This is a genomic window from Streptomyces sp. NPDC107522 (genome assembly GCF_055657525.1).
This window is the reverse complement of the sequence record NZ_JBVKAU010000002.1, coordinates 793,061-811,132: the sequence shown is the minus strand read 5'-3', so window position 1 is coordinate 811,132 and position 18,072 is coordinate 793,061. Positions and strand designations below refer to the sequence as shown.

Sequence of the window (18,072 nt, the reverse complement as noted above, 5' to 3'; positions counted from 1 at the left end):
GAGGGGCCCGTTCCGTCAACTCACCGGCGCATGGAGATTGCGTGGAGGACTTCTGTTTTAATTCCGAACATCTTTACGGAGAGGGACCCACGTGAGCGAACCGAACGGCCCTGCCTGCCCCGAGTGCGGCACGCCCCGGGCATCGGACGGCACACCGGCCTGCTCCTGCGGCCGTCTCGCGTCCGACGCCCGTCGCGAGACGCGCACGGCGGAGGCGGCGGCCGCGGAGGACTTCGATCCGCTGCGTATACGGCCGTTCGTGGAACTCGGTGGGGACTCGGAGGGAACCGGGGAACCCGATGACACGCCCACGCCGGTCGTCTCCTCGACGGCGACGCGTGACACCGAGCCCGGCCTCACCGAGGTACCTCGACCCGACGAGGACGAACGGCTTCCGCAGGACACGGGCGCTCGGGCGGGCTCGCGACGCGGGCGCCGCGCCCTTCTGATCACCGGTGCGGGGGCCGCCCTGGCGATCCTGCTGACAGGGGCTTTCGTCGGCGGGCTCTTCTCGTACGACAGCCCCTCGCGGGAGGGTGCCCTGCCCGACGACGTACGGGCTCCCGTGCCCGACGGTTCGGCCGGGGACGGCAACTCCCCTGGGGAGCAACCCCGGAGCACGTCGTCCGCTACGGCATCCCCGAGCCCGACGTCGTCGCCGAGTACGACCCCGACGGACGGTTCGGCCGGCCCGACCCGCTCCGCGACACCGACCGGGGCCCCGTCCAGCCCCGGCGCCACCGGCAGCGCCTCCCCCAGCGCCGGGCCGAGCGTCCCGGAGGGCGAGCCCCCGGTCCTCGGCTTCGGCGACAAGGGACCCGAGGTCACCGAACTCCAGCTCCGCCTCCGGCAGATCGGCTTCTACAGCGGCGACGCCGACGGCGACTACGACCGCGAGGTCGAGAACGCCGTGCGGGGCTACCAGCTCGCCCGCTTCGTCCTCGCGGACGAGTCCGGCGTCTACGGCAGGGCGACCCGGACGTCACTCGAATCCGAGACCTCGCAGCCGTGACCGGCCGTGCGGGGGCGCCTCACGCCGCCTCCTCCAGCAGCTCGGCAACCGTCGCCACCCGGATCAACGGCCGGTACAGGCCCAGCACTTGCAACGCCTTGGTGTGCGAGTCGTCGTCCGCTCCCGCGCAGGCGTCGGCGGCGACCAGCACCTCGACGCCCGCGTCGGCGGCCGCCAGGGCCGTCGACAGGACGCAGCAGTCGGTGCTGACGCCGGCCAGGACGAGGCGGCCCTCCACCGTGGCGCGTCGGGCCAGTTCCGGGGTCCATTTGCCGAAGGTGGTGGCGTCCAGCACGTGCCGGGCACAGGAGGCGAACTCGTCGGTCAGTTGCCAGAGTTCGGCGTCCGGGGATTGCAGGGCGAAGGGCCACCGCTCGTAGTACGCCCGCCAGACGCCTTCCGGTGTGCCGGGTGCCACGAAGCGGGTGAACGTGACCCGGTCCCCGAAGGCCGGCAGCAGACGCCGTACGCCCGCCGCCGCTGCGGCGAATCGAGGGGTGGCCCAGGGGCTGCCGGGGTCGGCGAAGACGCGCTGCATGTCGATGACGGCGAGCAACCCGGTGGTCATACCGTCGCCCCTTCGTCCGCCTTCGGAGTCGGTGCCTGTGCCTCCTGTGCACGGACGTGTCCGCGCCGCAGCACCGGCGTGCCGAGGAAGCCGATTGCGAGGGCCGCGAGGACGCCGAGGTTGGCGTACGCCCAGTCGCCGGACCTGCCGCCGAGCCCGAGGGGGCCGAGCAGATAGCCCTGCCAGTCCAGCCAGTTCGCCGTCGAGTTGGTGACCAGGCCCCAGCCGAGGGCGGTGGCGGTGAGGGTCAGGAGCAGCGGGGTGAGCGGTACGTCGCCGTAGCGGCCGGCCGGGCGGTAGAGGTCGGGTTCGTCGTAGTCGCGGCGGCGCAGGGCCAGGTCGGCGAGCATGATTCCGCACCAGGCGGCGATGGGCACGCCGAGCGTGGTGAGGAAGCCCATGAACGGGCCGAGGAAGTCGTCGGCGACGAACACGATGTAGACCGAGCCCGCGATCATCAGCACACCGTCGACCAGCGCGGCCACGGGGCGCGGCACGCGCAGGCCCGCCGACAGCAGGGCCAGGCCGGACGAGTAGATGTCGAGGACGGCGCCGCCGACCAGGCCGAGGACGGCGACCACAGCGAAGGGCACCAGGAACCAGGTGGGCAGGATCGTGGTGAGCGCGCCGATGGGGTCGGCGGCGACGGCCGCGTTGAGTTCGCGGGAGGAGCCGGCCAGCAGGAGGCCGAAGGCCAGCAGGAGCAGCGGCGCCAGAGACGCGCCGAAGGCGGTCCAGCCGATCACGCCCCGGCTGGAGGCGGTGCGCGGCAGATAGCGGGAGTAGTCGGCGGCCGCGTTGACCCAGCCGAGGCCGAAGCCGGTCATCATGAAGACGAGCGCGCCGATGAACTCCTGGGCGGAGCCCGCCGGTACGGCGCTGACGGTGGACCAGTGGATGTGGTCGGCGACGAGGGCGACGTAGACGACGGTGAGCACGCCCGTGACCACGGTGATCACGGTCTGCAGCCGCATGATCAGGTCGAAGCCCATGACACCGACGACGACCGTCAGCGCCCCGACCAGGACGAGGGCGACCGCCTTGGTCTCGGTGCCGCCGCCCCAGCCGAGCCGCCCGAACACGGTCGCGGTGGCCATGGTGGCGAGGGCGCAGAGCACGGTCTCCCAGCCGACGGTGAGGATCCAGGAGATCACCGACGGCAGGCGGTTGCCGCGCACGCCGTACGCCGCGCGACCGAGCACCATGGTCGGCGCCGAGCCGCGTTTGCCGGCCACGGCGACGAACCCGCACAGCAGGAACGAGAAGACGATGCCGACGACTCCGGCGGCCAGCGCCTGCCAGAAGGAGATCCCGAAGCCGAGGACGAAGGCGCCGTAACTCAGGCCCAGCACGGACACGTTGGCTCCGAACCAGGGCCAGAACAGGGTGCGGGGCGTGCCTTTGCGTTCGGTGCCGGCGATCACGTCGAGGCCGTGGGTCTCCACCTGGAGCTTGCGGCCCGGGGATCTGCCGTCGAGGGGGTCCGGAGGTGTGATCATTCCGGCATGGTCGCACCGCTCACCCCGCCGGGGAAGACGCAGACCTAGCGGCCGGACGCGGCGGGGGCGCCCAGCAGGCCGGTCAGCAGCGCGTCCGTGGCGGGCCCGAGCAGTCGCTCGCCGTCCGGCACCGGTTCGAGGCCGGTGACCAGGGCGAGGCAGACATCGGCGGCATCGGCGGGTTCGAGCGTGGCGGGAGCTCCGGCCCGGGCGAACAGGGTCGTCAGCAGGTGTCGTAGTTCGGCGGTGAAGGTGCCGCAGATGTCGCCGAACAACCGGGCCTTTTCGTCGAGGAGTTCGGCGGTGTGCGGGGAGTCCCCGGTGAGCCGGCGGACCAGGTCGAGCTTGGCGGCGAGGACGCCTCGTATACGTGTCGCGTACGGGACGTCCTCGGCATCGGCCGCCTCCCGGGCCCGCCGCAGCGCCTGGGTGTGCAGGCGGGCGGCGAGCTGCCGGAAGGCGTCGTCCTTGCTGCGGACGTACTGGTAGACGGCCGACCGGGACACGCCCATGCGCAGGGCGATGTCGTCCATCGTGGTGCGCCGCACGCCATACCGGGTCAGGCAGTCGTACGCGGCGTCGAGGACCTCGTCGAGCCGGTCGGTGGCCATGGTTCAGCCCAGCTTCTTCAGCAGCTCGGCGGCGAGCGGGGCGGAGGAGGACGGGTTCTGGCCGGTGACCAGGTTGCGGTCGACGACCACGTTGGGCACCCACGGCTCACCCACCTGGACCTGTACGCCGGCCTCGGTGAGCCGGTCCTGGAGCAGCCACTTGGCCTTGTCGGCGAAGCCGGCCTGGGTCTCCTCGGCGTTGGTGAACGCGGCCACCCGGTAGCCGGCGAAGGAGTTGCTGCCGTCGGCCTTCGTGGCGGCGAGCAGTGCGGCCGGGGCGTGGCAGACGACGCCCAGCGGCTTGCCGGACTCCAGGGCGAGGGTCAGCAGCCTGCCGGAGTCGCCGTCGACCGCCAGGTCCTCCATCGGGCCGTGTCCGCCGGGGTAGAACACGGCCGCGTAGTCGTCGAGGTTCACGTCCTCCAGCCGGACCGGCTCCCGCAGCTCCGTCATCGCGGCGAGTACGGCGGCGATCCGGTCGGCGTTCTCCTGACCGCCGTTCGCCTCGGCGGCGAGGCTGCCCTGGTCGACGGGCGGCACGACACCGCCCGGCGTGGCCACGACGATCTCGTGACCGGCGGCCTTGAACGCCTCGTAAGGGGCGGCGGCCTCTTCTGCCCAGAAGCCGGTGGGGTGCTTGGTGCCGTCGGCCAGCGTCCAGTGGTCGGCGCCGGTCATCACGAAAAGGATCTTCGACATGGGGTGCTCTTTCAAGAGACGGGTTTTCCTGGGGTTCCCGGGCGTCCTGACGCTGTGCGTGCAGATCGTCAGTACGTCGATGTCCCGACCGTACGTGCGCCCTGCCATTGGAATCCAATAGGCTCGTGCATATGAGACATAGGGATTCCAATGGAGACGGGGAGGGAGACCGGCCTGAGGCGGCGCGGCTCGGCGGTGCGGCGCAGGTGGATCTGAATCTGCTGCGCACGTTCCTCGCCGTGTACCGCACCGGCTCCTTCACCGCCGCCGCCCGTCTGCTGGGACTGTCGCAGCCGACGGTCACCACACAGATCCGCACGCTGGAGCGGCAGCTGGACCGGGAGCTGTTCCAGCGTCTGGCGCGCGGTGTCGCGCCCGCCCCGTACGCGGACGAGCTCGCCTCCCGGATCGTCGAGCCGCTGGACGCCCTCGCCACGGTCACGGGACCGGGCGGCTCGGCGGATGTCCACCCGGCGGAGCCGGTGCATCTCGCCGGTCCTGTCGAGCTGCTCACCCACCGTGTCATGCCCGCTCTCGCGCCCCTGGTCGACAAGGGCGTACGGCTGCGTGTCACTCCGGGCCTGACCGAGCCGCTTCTGGAGGAGCTGCGCGCGGGCCGCTACGACCTGGTGATCTCGACCTACCGGCCGCGCGGTCGCGCCCTGGCCTCGGTGCCGCTGATGGACGAGGAGTTCGTCCTGGTCACCGCCCCGGCCTGGGCGGAGCGCATCGGCGGACCGGCGCGGATCGCGGCCGACGGCCCCGCCGCACTGCACGGCGTGCCGCTGGTGGCCTACGCCGAGGACGTGCCGATCGTGCGCCGTTACTGGCGGCATGTCTTCGGCAAGCGTCTGGTGTGCCACCCGGCCGTCACGATGCCCGACCTGAACGCGGTGAAGGCCGCGGTGGCGGGCGGGACGGGGTTCAGCGTGCTCCCCCGCTATCTGTGTACCGCCGAGCTGACCTCGGGCGCTCTGGTCCTGCTGCACGACCCGGCCGATCCGCCCATCAACACCGGTTTCCTGGCCCAGCGCCCGGGGTCTTCCGGCAATCCTCATGTCGCCCTGGTCCGTGACCACCTGATGGAGATCGCCCGCGGCTGGTGACTCCCCCGCAGATCAGCCCTCGTTGGGACGCAGGGCGTGCGTGCGCAGCGCCAGCAGGGCCTCGAAGCGGAAGCGCGGGTCGCCGAGCCGGTCGCCGAACAGCGCCTCCAGCTGGCGCAGTCGCTTGCGGGCCGTCTGCGGATGGATGCCCAGTGCCTGGGCCACCTCGGGCGCCGTACGTCCCCAGGACATCAGCAGGGCGTCCAGGGTCTCGGCGAGCCGCGCGGCCCTTCCCCGGGGCAGGTCCGCGAAGACGCCCAGCACACGCCGGCCGAGCAACTGCCCGATGGGGGCGCCCCGGAGCAGATGCAGCTCCGCCAGCTCGTCGTCGACCTGCAGGAAAGCCCCGTCGCCCGGCTCCGTCGGCAGCTCCGCACGCCGGTCCAGGGCGAGGCGGGCGCACTGCAGGGACAGCCACGCCTCGTGCGCGGGTACGGCCGGGCCCACGACGGCGACGCGGCCCCGGGCGGCGTCCCGCACCCGGTCGAGCAGCCCGCTCGTCCCCGGCTCGGGCACGATCAGGACGAGGTCGCTCCCCCGGCTGAGGGACAGCAGGTCACCGTCCGCGCCGGGCACGGCGAAACGCCCCGCCGACCGCACGACCACACACGCGACCGCATCCGGCAGCGCCCAGCGGGCCCGTTCGGCGAGCGGTCCCAGTGGTGCGGCCTCCCGCCCTCTCGGCTGCTCCAGCAGCCGCTCCACCAGAGCGCGGCGGGCACGCTTCACCTCGCCCTCCGAGCGCAGTTGGGCCGCGAGGAAGCCCTTGACCGCCTCGTTCGACAGGACGTCGATGTGGATCAGCACCGCCTCGTGCAGCGTCAGGACGAGCTCGGGCGGCAGGTCGGCCTCCTGCACGATCTCGGCGTACCGCCGGCTGCCCACGCGCGCGCCGACCCGGAAGGCGGCCTGCAGACCGTCCGTCGTGCGGCCGTTGAGGAACTCGACACGGCCCAGGTGCCGGAAGTGCCGGATGTGGTGGTCCTGTGCGCTGTCGGGGTGCTCGATCAGCTCCGCGAACTGCCGCACGGCCCGGCGTATCGACTCGGTCAGGTCGCGGCCGACCGCGGTGTGGAACGGGCGGCGGTAGGCGGAGACCTCGTCGCGGATCGCGTGGGTCATGTCGCTGACGATGCTCTCGGTCCGGGAGCGGATCAGCTCGGCGAGCACCGGGGGCAGCTCGTGCCAGGGCTGACGCGTGAACGCCTCGGCCTGTGAGGCCATCGCGGTGACTCCCCCTCCTCGAAAGGTGTCACGCCCATGACACTTTTCCCCTCTCCCCTGCTGCTGTTCTGGTCGGCTCCCGCGGGCGACGCGAGTGTGGATCCGACGTTACGCGCCAGTAGCTTCCGTGTCTCTCCCCTGTGACAGGGCTTCACATCCTCCTGACCGAACCCCTTGTGACCAGGCCGCACGGATCCGCTGCCGCACCCCACGACAGCCAGGCAGAGGAGATCCCCTCATGCGCACCCGCAGACTCCGGCACACCCGGCGCCGACGCCTTCTGACCTCGTCCCTGGCCGGGCTCACCGCGGCCGTCTGTATCGGCATGGTCGGCGTGGCCCAGTCCCAGGCGACGCCGGACACGAGCGATGCCGCGCCGGTGGCGGCGGCAGATCCGGTCGGCCCGCCCCAGGACGACTTCGCGTCCGCGCTCACGTACTCCCTCGCCCACCCGACGGCCGTGCCCTCCGGCGCCAACGACTTCACCTGTCGCCCCGGCGCCGCGCATCCGCATCCCGTCGTGCTCGTGCACGGAACGATGGAGAACCGCTACGACAACTGGGCGGCGCTTGCTCCGCTGCTCAAGGACGCCGGGTACTGCGTCTTCGCCCTCAACCACGGCGGCAGTTCCGGCCCCGTGCTCGGCACCGACGACATGGTCGCCTCGGCCCGGCAGCTGGCGGACTTCGTCGACCGGGTGCGGGCGGCCACCGGCGCCGCGAAGGTCGACCTGGTCGGGCACTCGCAGGGCGGCCTGATGCCGCGCTACTACATCAAGCACCTCGGCGGCGCGGACGAGGTGGACAAGCTGGTCGCCCTCACCCCGTCCAACCACGGCACGACGTTCTCGGGCCTCGGCCTCCTCGCCCTGACGATCCCCGGCGGCGACGAACTCCTCGGCGTGAACTGCGAGGCGTGTAGCCAGCAGCTCGTCGGCTCGGACTTCCTCCAGGCCCTCAACGCGGGCGCCGAGACCGACCCGGACATCGCCTACACGGTGATCACCACCCGGTACGACGAGGTCGTCACGCCGTACACCTCGGCCTATCTCGACGCCGCCCCGAACGTCACCAACATCAAGCTCCAGAACCTGTGCCCCGCCGAGCTCACCGACCACGTCGACATCAGCTACAACGACCTGGCCACGCGCCTGGTCCTCAACGCCCTCGACCCGGCTCACCCCCAGCGGCCCACCTGCTGACGCACACGATCGCCTGGCCGCGCGGATCACCCCGCGCGGCCACGGGGCGTGTTCAGTACTTCTTCGCGCCCGCCACGATCGCCTCGCGGATGCGGTGGTACGTCCCGCAGCGGCAGACGTTGCGGATCTCGTCGAGGTCGGCCTCGGTGATGTCGCGGCCCTCCTCGCGGGCCCGGCGGACCTTGGCGACGGCGGTCATGATCTGGCCGGGCTGGCAGTAGCCGCACTGGGCGACGTCGTACTCCAGCCAGGCCTCCTGCATCGGATGGAGCTCCTTGCCGACCGTGGCGGGCAGGCCCTCGATGGTGGTGATCTCGTCCGTGGGGCGCAGGTCCTTCACAGGGACCGAACAGGGGTTGAACGCCTTGCCGTTGATGTGGCTCGTGCACGCCTGGCACACGCCGAGGCCGCAGCCGTACTTCGGTCCGGTGACGCCCAGGACGTCCCGGAGCACCCACAGCAGCCGTACGTCGTCCTCGATGTCCACGGTCACGGACTTGCCGTTGAGGATGAAGGTGTGTTCGGGCACAGGGGCTCCTAGAAGGCGCGGCTGAGGCCGTCGGTGGGGGACGCGGGGATGGGCGGACTGGTGGGCAGCGGCTCGAAGCCGAGCGGTTCGCCGTGGTTGAGGGGGAACGTCGTCGGCATGGTGCCGGTCGCGCGCCCGTAGGCGCAGGCCACGGCCGCCATCGCGCCCGCGACCGCCAGCTCGCCCGCGCCGCCGGGGGTGTCGGTGGTCGGCGGCATGACGACGATCTCGAGCTCCGGTGGGGTGTTCCACTGGCGGGTGTAGAAGTAGTTGTCCCAACTGCCTTCCAGGAAGTGCCCGCCCGCCAGGTGCAGCCCGGAGCTGAGGGTGATCGCGATGCCGTCCATGATGCCGCCCATCATCTGGGCCTGAAGGCCGCGGGGGTTGACCGCCAGGCCTACGTCCACGGCACAGACGACCTTGGTCACGCGCGGGCCCGTGTACGCGTCGGGGATCTCGCGCCCGGTGGTCTCCGGGCGGCAGTCGATCTCGGCGAGGACGGCGACGTACGCGTGGTACTCGGGGTGGATCGCGATGCCCTGCGCCGTGCCGGCGGGCATGCCGCGGCCCCACTCCCCCACCTCGGCGACCTTGTCGAGGACGGCCCGCGCCCGCTCGTCCTTCAGGAAGGCGCGGCGGAACCGGTAGGGGTCCTTGCCCATGCGCTTGGCCAGCTCGTCCACCACCAGTTCCTGCGCGCACCGCACGTTGGGCGAGTAGATGTTGCGCATGGAGCCGGTGTTGAAGCGCTTGTCGGTCTCGCTGAGGAGCTGGGTGACGACGCCGAAGTCGTACGGGGTCTGCTGGGTGAGGGTGAAGATCGTCTCGGAGAAGGTGAGGTCGCCGACGGGCAGACGGGCGGCCTCGGCCGTGATGATCTCGCCGACACCGTGGCCGAAGTCGGTGGCCACGGAGGTGTGGCGCTGGTCGTAGGTGAGCACCTGACCGAGGGCGTAGGTGGCGCGCACCCGGGACGTCGACATGGGGTGGGTGCGGCCCTGGCGGAAGTCGTCGGTGCGATGCCACATCAACTTCACCGGCTTGCCCATCGCCTTCGAGATCTCCGCGGCCTCGGCTGCGGCGTCGTAGAAGAGTTTCCGCCCGAAGGAGCCGCCGCCCTCGGTGACATGGACCTTGACCGCGGTGACCGGGAGGCCGAGCTTTGCCGCGATCTCCTCCTGGGCGGTGATCGGCGACTTCAGGCTCGCCCAGATCTCGGCCGAGTCCTCGCGTACGTCGGCGATGGCGCAGTTGGTCTCCAGGGCGCTGTTGCTGGCGAAGTGGAAGGTGAAGCGGGCGTCGACGGACTTGGTCAGCAAGTCGAGGGCGGGCAGGGGGAGTTCGGCTTTGCGGAGTTCGGCGCGGATGGTGTCGTCGGAGGCGTCCTCCGCCGTTCCGGGTCCCCAGGTGGCCTTGAGCGCGCGTACGGCGTCGATGCACTGGCCGAAGGTGCGGCCGCGCACCGCGACCCCGGTGGAGATGCGGACGACGTCGGTGATGCCGGGCATGGCCCGTACCTCGTCCAGGTTCTCCACCGAGCGGACGGTGCCGTTGATCGTCGGCGGGCGGCACACCATCGTCGGCAGCGCGTCCGGCACGTGCACGTCCATGGCGAACTTCTTGCGGCCGGTGACCGCTTCCAGCGCGTCGATGCGCCGCCGTGCGGTGCCGATGACCTTGAAGTCGGCGGGCTCCTTGAGGGTGACGGAGACCTGGCCGGTGGCCACCGAGGCGGCCTTCTCGGCGAGTTCGCCGTAGGTGAGGCTCTTGCCGGTCACGGACGAGGTGATGACCCCTGCCTTGGCGGTCAGGGTGTCGAGGGCCTCCCCCAGTTCGAGCGCGGCGGCCTTCAGCAGGCGGCCGCGGGCCACGGCGGCCGCGACACGGATCGGGGTGAAGGTGGAGATGGTGGTGTTCGAGCCGCCGGTGAGCTGGTTGAACAGCAGCTCGGGCCGGGCGTCGGCGAGAGTGACGCGGATCCTGTCCAGCGGCAGGTCAAGTTCCTCGGCGATGAGCATGGCGCTGGAGGTGGTGATGCCCTGGCCGACCTCGGCCCTCGGCAGGGCGAAGGAGGCCGTGCCGTCCGGGTCGAGGCGGATGGTGATCAGGTTCGCCGTGGGCAGCGCGGCGTGGGTGAGCATGTCGTTGAGGTCGTAGATCTCGGCGGGCCCGGGCACCGAGGGCACGGCGGCGGCCGCCTCGGTGGGCGCAAGGAGCGTCTCGCCGAGCGGGGCGGCCACGGTGAGCGTCGAGGCGGCCACCACGTACCCCAGGAATCTGCGGCGGCCGATGCCGCCCGAAGGGGCGGATGTGGTGTCCGGCCGCTCCGGGCGGAGCTGATCTCCCATCGACTGACCTCCCGGTGAAGTGGCATGCGCCCCTGCGGGGCGGATCCCGACTGTGCACGGCTCGCGTGCGTTCCGGAAGATCCCTGGGGTGCTTCCACACGCAACACCCACAACGCGCTTCAGCTGTGAAGCTCCGAAGGCCTCGGACTACGGCCGACGGCTCCGCTCTCCGCCGACGGACGCACCGACCGCGCAGGCACCGGCCGCGCACTCCGTCAGCCACTGGTCGAAGTCGGCGTCGTAGCGGGTGCCGATGTCGGTGGCGTACACGGCGTAGCCGCCCGCGTAGTCGCCGACGCGGAAGCGGGCGAGCATGCGGTCGACGTCGGCCGGGTGCTTCTCGATCATGTAGCGGACGGCGAGGTAGCCCCACGGGTAGGTGCGGGTCACGTCGCTGTTGGCGTACGTGTTCTGGAAGAGGGTGCTCAGCTTGTAGGTGTGCTTGCCCGCCTCCGTGACCGCCTGGTCGTACGTGATGCGGCGGTAGCCGTAGGAGACGTACTCGGCCACGCCCTCGATCCACCACACGTCCGGCACCGATATCTGCTGGGCGAAGTCGCCCTTCATGTTGTGGCGGGCGTCGAGGTAGTGGGTGTACTCGTGGTTGAGGTTCCAGATCCTGGCGGCGTGTCCGGTGTCCTGGCCCTTCTGGTACATGACCGCGAACGGCTTGTTGGCGGGGTCGGCCGGGTCTCCGATGAGCGTCATGCCGCCGTTGTCGGTGCTGATGCCGTAGATCGCCCCCGCGTAGGTGCGGTAGTCGGCGGCGCTCGCGAAGACGACCAGGTCGATGGTCGACAGGTACTGGCCGGGTATGGGGCCGTCGTCCTTCACGAGGTCGTGGAAGTAGGAGTCCTGGCCGAGCACGCTGGCGCAGGCGGCGTCGAGGTCGGCCGGGGTGAGCGCCTGGGCGCGGATGCTGTGCGTCGCGTCGCAGGGGTGGGTGATGGGCAGGGCGGCCTTCGTCAGCTGACCGGACAGGTCGCAGACGCCGTAGTAGGAGCAGTTGGCTCCGTCGTAGTACTCGGCCTGCGTCGCCACCGCCACCCACAGGCCGGCCGTGGGACCGGTGATGCGGGAGGCCTCCAGCAGTTGCTTGGTCAGGGGCCGGACGGTGGTCCGCAGTGCGGGGTGTTCGACGTAACGGGCCAGGTTCATCCCGGCGTTGGACGCCAGGTAGGCCCGGTCCGTGGCCAGGAGGTCCAGGTGGTCGAGCGCGAACCTGTGGAGGGTCCGGGCGATGGACGGGTCGGCGGTGACGGCCCTGACGTAGACCGGGTTCCAATTGCCGCGCCACAGCGGGGTGTAGACGGCGTTGACGGCCGCCAGCATGCTGCGGATGGGGTCGTAGGAGCTGTTGTATCCGGTCAGTATCCGCCGGTAGACCGTCAGATACCGGGCCTGCTGGTCGGCGCTGTCGGTGAGGATGACGACCTCGCTCAGCACGTCGCCGTTGGCCGCGGTGACGTCCCTGGAGTGCGGGCGGGCGAAGAAGGTGTCCAGTCCGCGTGTGGTGTTCCGGGACAGCGAGGTGCCGTACGGGCCCACGTCGTCCGGGTGGTTGAACTGCACGTAGTAGCCGGCGCGCAGGAAGAGGACGAGCTGCCACACGCGGGACGAGTTGTCGCCGGCGTAGCGCTGTGCCGTACGTGTGAACGCCTGGGCGATGGTGACCATTTGGGCCTCGCGGAAGACAGCGCGGGCGTCGGTGCCGGTGACCGCGAACAGGCTGTTGACGCAGTCCGTCGTCGAGGCCTTGACGAAGGCCACGAGGGCGGCGCCGGTTCTGCTGCCGAAGTCGGCCGGACTGCACGGGGCCGCCTTCGAGGCGGCTTGCGCGTGCGTGCGGGTGGGCGGGCGCGTCGGGGTGAGGGGCGGCAGCGTGGCCGGGGTGCGCGGCCGGTCCTGTACGACGGCACGGGTACCGGTGGCCGGGCCGGTCGGGGGTGGGGGCGGCGTCTTGGCGGACGCCGTGGTGGTCGGGCCGGACTCGGCCGATGGTCTCGCGAGCGCGGGCGTCGACAGCAGTCCGGAGACGGCGACGCATACGGCGAGCGCGGCGGCCACGCGTCCGGGCAGCACGGAGCGGTAGCGCATCTGGTGTCCTCCACGGATGGATGCGCCTCGGTTGGGGTGCTGAGGCGTGTGAGGCACTGTCTCAACGCCGGGCGCCCTCAACAATGGTGTGTGACATAGCACATTGCGCCTTGGGGCCATAACTCCCGGCCGAGGCCTACACCTTGGGCACGCTCCATGTGCGTGCCGCCCAGGTCTTCAAGTGCGGTGATCGAGCGGCGAGTTGGCGGTAGGCGGCGGTGGCGGACTGCAGCAGCACGTCGGCCGCCTCCTCGGCCACCGTGTCGCGCCGCCAGGCCAGCACATAACGGCACCACAGCGGCGTACCGATCAGCGGTTTGACGACGACCTGAGGGATCGGCCGCGTCGTCGCCTGGACGACGGCCACGCCGAGCCCGTCGGCGATCATTCCCTGCAACTCCAGCCGGTCGCCCAGGAATTCGTGCACGGCCGAGGGTGTGAAGCCGGCTGCCGCACAGGCCGCATAGAAGACGCCGGGCCAGCCGGCCCCGTCGTCCGGCGTGAGGAACCAGGCGTCGTCGGCCAGGTCCGCGAGGGCGACCTGAGCGCGGTGCGCGAGCGGGTGGCGGGACGACAGGGCGACGAAGTTCGGCTCGGTGACGATCCCCCGGTGATCCACCGCGTCCGAGTGCTCCAGCTCCCTGCCCGGGTAGTCCGCGGCGATGGCCGCGTCCACCGTGCCCTCCTCCAGCAGTTCGACGATCCGCGAGGAGGCGTACACGCTGCTCACCGCGAGCGAGACCTCCGGGAGCCGGGCGCGGAGGCCCGACATCAGGCCCACGAGCATCGGCGAGTTCGTCGCAGCCACGCGCAGGGTCCGCCGCGCCGGCGCCGAGCCGGGGGCCGGGCGGCGTCCGATCGCGGCGGCACGGGCCAGGACGTCACGGGCCTGGGCGACGACCTCGACGCCGTACGGAGTCGGCCGCACCCCGGCCGGCCCGCGCTCGAACAGCGGCTCGCCGAAGTGCCCTTCGATGCGCCGGAGTTGGGTGCTCACGGCGGGCTGCGAGTACCCGAGGTCCGCCGCGGCCCGGCCCACGCTGCCCGCGTCGGCGATCGCACACAGCACGCGCAGATGGCGCAGCTCCAGCTCCACCGCTCACTCCCTCGATCCGCACTTCACGCAAACACCCTCAATAACGGTCATCTCGGCCCTCGTGTGACCCCCCTGTGAACGCCCGTCGCACCGCATGGTTAGCATATGAGCGCCACCTAGCTCGAAAGATAGGCCCGTGACTGTCAACGACGACTCGTTCACCAACTGGAAGAACCGCGAGGAGATCGCGGAGTCGATGATCCCGCTCATCGGGAAGCTGCACCGGGAGCGGGACGTCACCGTCCTCCTCCACAGCCGCTCCCTGGTGAACAAGTCGGTGGTCAGCATCCTGAAGACCCACCGGTTCGCCCGGCAGATCGCCGGCGAGGAGCTCTCGGTCACCGAGACGCTGCCGTTCCTGCAGGCGCTCACCGAGCTCGACCTCGGTCCGTCGCAGATCGACATCGGCATGCTGGCCGCGACGTACAAGGCCGACGACCGCGGTCTGTCCGTGGAGGCGTTCACCGCCGAGGCCGTCGCCGGTGCGACCGGCGCCAACAAGATCGAGCGCGGCGAGGGCCGTGACGTCGTCCTCTACGGCTTCGGCCGCATCGGCCGCCTCGTGGCCCGCCTCCTCATCGAGAAGTCCGGCTCCGGCAACGGCCTGCGGCTGCGCGCCATCGTCGTCCGCGGCGGCGGCGAGCAGGACATCGTCAAGCGCGCCTCGCTGCTGCGCCGTGACTCCATCCACGGTCAGTTCCAGGGCACGATCACCGTCGACGAGGCGAACAGCACGATCTTCGCCAACGGCAACGCGATCAAGGTGATCTACGCGAACGACCCGTCCGAGGTCGACTACACGGCGTACGGCATCAAGAACGCCATCCTCATCGACAACACCGGCAAGTGGCGCGACCGCGAGGGCCTGTCCAAGCACCTGCGCCCCGGCGTCGACAAGGTCGTCCTGACCGCTCCGGGCAAGGGCGACGTCCCGAACATCGTCCACGGCGTCAACCACGACACCGTCAAGCCGGACGAGCAGATCCTGTCCTGCGCCTCCTGCACCACGAACGCCATCGTGCCGCCGCTGAAGGCGATGGACGACGAGTACGGCGTCCTGCGCGGGCATGTGGAGACGGTCCACTCGTTCACCAACGACCAGAACCTGCTGGACAACTACCACAAGTCCGAGCGCCGCGGCCGCAGTGCGCCGCTGAACATGGTCATCACCGAGACCGGCGCCGCCTCGGCCGTCGCCAAGGCGCTGCCCGACCTCAAGGCGAAGATCTCCGGCAGCTCGATCCGCGTCCCGGTGCCGGACGTCTCCATCGCGATCCTCAACCTGCAGCTCGCGCGTGAGACGTCCCGCGAGGAGGTCCTCGACTACCTGCGCGACGTGTCGCTGACCTCGCCGCTGCGCCGCCAGATCGACTTCATCACGGCCCCCGACGCGGTCTCCAGCGACTTCATCGGCTCGCGGCACGCCTCGATCGTCGACGCGGGCGCGCTGAAGGTGGAGGGCGACAACGCGATCCTCTACCTCTGGTACGACAACGAGTTCGGCTACTCCTGCCAGGTCATCCGTGTCGTCCAGCACGTCTCCGGGGTGGAGTACCCCACGTACCCGGCTCCGGCGGTCTGATCCCGCCCAGCCGTCACCGACCCGTCTGCCGGCAATGCGGTGCCGACAGGCGGGTCGGTGCTTCCCGCGCTCAGTGGCCGCGGAACGCCTCCTCCAGCCACCAGGACCCGCGGTCGGCGACCACCTTGGCGTCGATGAGCAACGGCGCGGATCGCGGCCCGGCGACCCAGTCCTCGACGGCCTTCAGGTCGGCCCGCGTCCGTACGGTCACCGCCTCGAAGCCGTAGCCCCGCCCCACGGCGGCGATGTCCGTCGGCGGGAACCGGACAGTGCCCAGCGGGTGCCCGGCGGGACCGAAGTGGTGCACTTCGGCGCCGTACGCCTCGTCGTCGTACACGACCACCACCATCGGCAGACCGAGCCGGCGCACGGTGTCCAGCTCGACGGCGCTCATCAACGCGCCGCCGTCCCCGAGCGCGGCCACGGGCAGCCGGTCCGGCTGGGCCAGCGCCGCCCCGATCGTGGTCGCCAGCCCCAGCCCTATCGACTGGAAGGCCTGCGTGAAGCAGAAGCCCATCTCGTCCGGGACCGACATGTAAGCGCTCGGGTAGCCCATGAAGTTGCCCGAGTCCACGCCGAGCACGCGCTCCGCGGGGAGGATGTCGTCGAGCGCGATGCTCAGCGTCCGCGGGTCGATCCGCTCCCGTGTGCCGGTGTCCTCGTACGGCACGTCGCGCAGGCGTACGCGTGCCGTGAGGGCCTCGGCGGTCTCCGGGTTGCGGTAGCCCTGCCGTGGATCGGCGCCCTCCTCGAAGACCTGGCGCGCGGTGAGCCGGACGTCGCCGAGGACGCCGAGGTGCACCGGCCGGTGCGCGCCGAGTGCCGACGGCTCGTCGTCGACCTGTACGACGGTGGCGTCGGCGCCGATGAGACTGCCGTGCCGCATCGTCCACATGTTGAGGGCGCAGCCCCAGCCGACGATCAGGTCCGCGCCCCGGATCAGCTCGGAGGCAAGGGGGGAGGCGAAGCCGCCGGAGATGTCCAGGGACCAGGGGTTGCCGTGGAAGAGCCCGCGGGCGACGGCCGAGGTCGCCAGCAGCGCGCCGTAGCGCTCGGCGAGTTCTTCCAGCGCCTGCCGGCTGCCGGGTCCCCGCGCTCCCCGGCCGGCCACGAAGACCGGCCGCCGGGACCGGCCCAGCAGGTCCGCCAGGGCCGTGACGCCGTCCGCGTCCGGCGCGACGGCGGCCCGTTCCGGCGGGGGCGCGGCGTGCGCCAGAGCTCCGTCGGGCACGTCCAGGGCCTGCACCCGCAGGGGCAGGTTGAGCAGGACGGTACGCCGCTCCTGCATCGCCAGCCGTACCGCCGCGCACGCCTCCTCGACCGCGCTCTGCGCCGACGTGACCCGGACCGCGACCGCGCCCACCGCGCGGGCCAACGCCTCTTGGTCGACGTGGAAGTTGGACCTGGGCTCGGTCACCTCGGCCGCGAGCACGACGAGCGGGGTACGGCTCTTGGCCGCCTCCGTGATCCCGGTCATCGCGTTCGTCAGCCCGGGACCCTGGTGCACGCTCACCACCGCCACCGTGCCGCTGGTCCGGGCGTGCGCGTCGGCCATCGTCGCCGCGCCGCCCTCGTGGCGTGCGGCGACGAACCGCGCGCCCGCCGCGACCATGGCGTTCGTGACGTGGAAGTTGCCCGACCCGACCACCCCGAAGACCTGGCCCACCCCGGCCGCGCACAGCGCACGGCCGACCGCTTCCGCGACCTTCATGACCGCTCCACCAGTGCGAGCACGCGCGCGGGAGCGCCGGAGCCGGTGACGATGGGGAGCGGTCCCGCTATGACGACGGATCCGGTCGGCGGGAGGGCGGCGAGGTTGCGCAACTGGGTCAGGCCGTATTTGTCGCTGCCCATCAGGTAGGCGTGGCACGGGAAGGCCGGGTCGAACGAGAAGGCGCGTCCGGCGTCCGTGCCGACCGTCTCGACGCCGAGGCCGATCACCGGCGACTCCTCGGCGACCCAGCGGGCACACTCCGGCGACAGGCCTGGCGTGTGCGGGCCGTTCTCGTCGGCGTTGAGGAACGCCTCCTGCGTTTCGGCGCGTGCGTCCCAGCCGGTGCGCAGCAGCAGCCAACCCCCGTCGGGCAAGGGTCCGTTGTCGGCCTCCCATGCCTTCACGTGGTCGATCTCCACGAGGAAGTCGGGGTTCTCGGCGACCTCGGCGGTGAAGTCCAGCACGGACGCGGGCGCGATCAGTCTGCGGGCCGGCACCGAGGCCACGTCGGTGAGGTCCTTGCCGGTGACCCAGTGGTTCGGGGCGTCGAAGTGGGTGCCGGTGTGTTCGCCGCTGCGGAAGTTGTTCCAGTACCAGGCGGGGCCGCGGTCGTCGTACCGGCTGATCTCCTCCAGTTCGAAGACGGCGGTCTGCCCGAACTCGGGCGGCAGCTGGATCACCGGTGTCGACGACGACAACGGCGAGGTGAGGTCGACGACTTCGATCGACCCGCCCCGCAACCCGGACACCAGCGCGGCGAGGACGGACGGCTCGGACATGGGCGCC

The 18,072-nt window shown here is 71.3% G+C and carries 15 protein-coding genes; 4 read left to right on the top strand and 11 right to left on the bottom strand.

Going from position 1 to position 18,072, the window contains the following annotated elements; all coding sequences use genetic code 11:
• The first annotated feature begins 91 nt into the window (after positions 1-91).
• Positions 92-1,012, top strand: coding sequence for a peptidoglycan-binding domain-containing protein (locus tag ACZ7L6_RS08900; RefSeq protein ID WP_471921338.1), 921 nt, complete (start codon positions 92-94; stop codon positions 1,010-1,012).
• A 19-nt stretch (positions 1,013-1,031) separates the two neighbouring features.
• Here the strand turns inward: ACZ7L6_RS08900 and ACZ7L6_RS08895 are convergent, their stop codons facing one another.
• Genes ACZ7L6_RS08895 through ACZ7L6_RS08880 form a run of 4 tightly spaced genes read right to left on the bottom strand, consistent with a single transcriptional unit; the run spans position 1,032 to position 4,389 of the window.
• Positions 1,032-1,580 carry a cysteine hydrolase family protein gene (locus tag ACZ7L6_RS08895; protein WP_471921336.1) on the bottom strand — a complete coding sequence of 183 codons (549 nt, stop codon included), beginning with the start codon at positions 1,578-1,580 and terminating at the stop codon, positions 1,032-1,034.
• Positions 1,577-3,079 (bottom strand): purine-cytosine permease family protein, encoded by a 1,503-nt coding sequence (locus tag ACZ7L6_RS08890; RefSeq protein ID WP_471921334.1) that lies wholly within the window; start codon positions 3,077-3,079, stop codon positions 1,577-1,579. The genes ACZ7L6_RS08895 and ACZ7L6_RS08890 overlap by 4 nt, the downstream gene beginning before the upstream one ends.
• Before the next feature lie 44 nt (positions 3,080-3,123).
• A complete protein-coding gene (locus ACZ7L6_RS08885) occupies positions 3,124-3,690 on the bottom strand; it encodes a TetR/AcrR family transcriptional regulator (RefSeq protein WP_471921332.1) in 567 nt (188 codons plus the stop codon).
• Positions 3,691-3,693: 3 nt separating this feature from the next.
• Positions 3,694-4,389: a type 1 glutamine amidotransferase domain-containing protein gene (locus ACZ7L6_RS08880; RefSeq protein WP_471921329.1), complete on the bottom strand. Its 696-nt coding sequence runs from the start codon at positions 4,387-4,389 to the stop codon at positions 3,694-3,696.
• Between the two features lie 131 nt (positions 4,390-4,520).
• Between ACZ7L6_RS08880 and ACZ7L6_RS08875 the strand changes: the two genes are divergently transcribed.
• On the top strand, positions 4,521-5,495 hold the full coding sequence (locus ACZ7L6_RS08875) for a LysR family transcriptional regulator (protein WP_471921327.1): 975 nt from the start codon (positions 4,521-4,523) through the stop codon (positions 5,493-5,495).
• A 12-nt stretch (positions 5,496-5,507) separates the two neighbouring features.
• On the opposite strand, the gene ACZ7L6_RS08870 is transcribed toward ACZ7L6_RS08875, so the two are convergent.
• On the bottom strand, positions 5,508-6,719 hold the full coding sequence (locus ACZ7L6_RS08870) for a PucR-like N-terminal domain-containing protein (RefSeq protein WP_471921325.1): 1,212 nt from the start codon (positions 6,717-6,719) through the stop codon (positions 5,508-5,510).
• A 238-nt stretch (positions 6,720-6,957) separates the two neighbouring features.
• Between ACZ7L6_RS08870 and ACZ7L6_RS08865 the strand changes: the two genes are divergently transcribed.
• The gene (locus tag ACZ7L6_RS08865) at positions 6,958-7,920 is read left to right on the top strand and encodes an esterase/lipase family protein (RefSeq protein WP_471921323.1); all 963 of its coding nucleotides are present in this window, start codon (positions 6,958-6,960) and stop codon (positions 7,918-7,920) included.
• A 52-nt stretch (positions 7,921-7,972) separates the two neighbouring features.
• Here ACZ7L6_RS08865 and ACZ7L6_RS08860 read toward each other — a convergent pair whose 3' ends face one another.
• The 4 genes from ACZ7L6_RS08860 to ACZ7L6_RS08845 form a co-directional block, all read right to left on the bottom strand.
• Positions 7,973-8,449 (bottom strand): (2Fe-2S)-binding protein, encoded by a 477-nt coding sequence (locus ACZ7L6_RS08860; protein WP_471921321.1) that lies wholly within the window; start codon positions 8,447-8,449, stop codon positions 7,973-7,975.
• A gap of 8 nt (positions 8,450-8,457) precedes the next feature.
• Entirely contained in the window at positions 8,458-10,797 is a 2,340-nt protein-coding gene (locus tag ACZ7L6_RS08855) for a molybdopterin cofactor-binding domain-containing protein (protein WP_471921319.1), read from the bottom strand.
• A 147-nt stretch (positions 10,798-10,944) separates the two neighbouring features.
• Entirely contained in the window at positions 10,945-12,894 is a 1,950-nt protein-coding gene (locus ACZ7L6_RS08850; protein WP_471921317.1) for a collagenase, read from the bottom strand.
• 136 nt (positions 12,895-13,030) lie between these two features.
• Entirely contained in the window at positions 13,031-13,990 is a 960-nt protein-coding gene (locus tag ACZ7L6_RS08845; protein WP_471921315.1) for a LysR family transcriptional regulator, read from the bottom strand.
• Between the two features lie 136 nt (positions 13,991-14,126).
• On the opposite strand from ACZ7L6_RS08845, the gene ACZ7L6_RS08840 reads away from it, so the two are divergent.
• The gene (locus tag ACZ7L6_RS08840; RefSeq protein WP_471921313.1) at positions 14,127-15,572 is read left to right on the top strand and encodes a glyceraldehyde-3-phosphate dehydrogenase; all 1,446 of its coding nucleotides are present in this window, start codon (positions 14,127-14,129) and stop codon (positions 15,570-15,572) included.
• Positions 15,573-15,642: 70 nt separating this feature from the next.
• Here the strand turns inward: ACZ7L6_RS08840 and ACZ7L6_RS08835 are convergent, their stop codons facing one another.
• The gene (locus ACZ7L6_RS08835; protein ID WP_471921311.1) at positions 15,643-17,283 is read right to left on the bottom strand and encodes a thiamine pyrophosphate-binding protein; all 1,641 of its coding nucleotides are present in this window, start codon (positions 17,281-17,283) and stop codon (positions 15,643-15,645) included.
• Positions 17,280-18,065, bottom strand: a complete 786-nt coding sequence (locus ACZ7L6_RS08830) for a cyclase family protein (RefSeq protein WP_471921309.1) — start codon at positions 18,063-18,065, stop codon at positions 17,280-17,282. The genes ACZ7L6_RS08835 and ACZ7L6_RS08830 overlap by 4 nt, the downstream gene beginning before the upstream one ends.
• Positions 18,066-18,072: the final 7 nt, after the last annotated feature.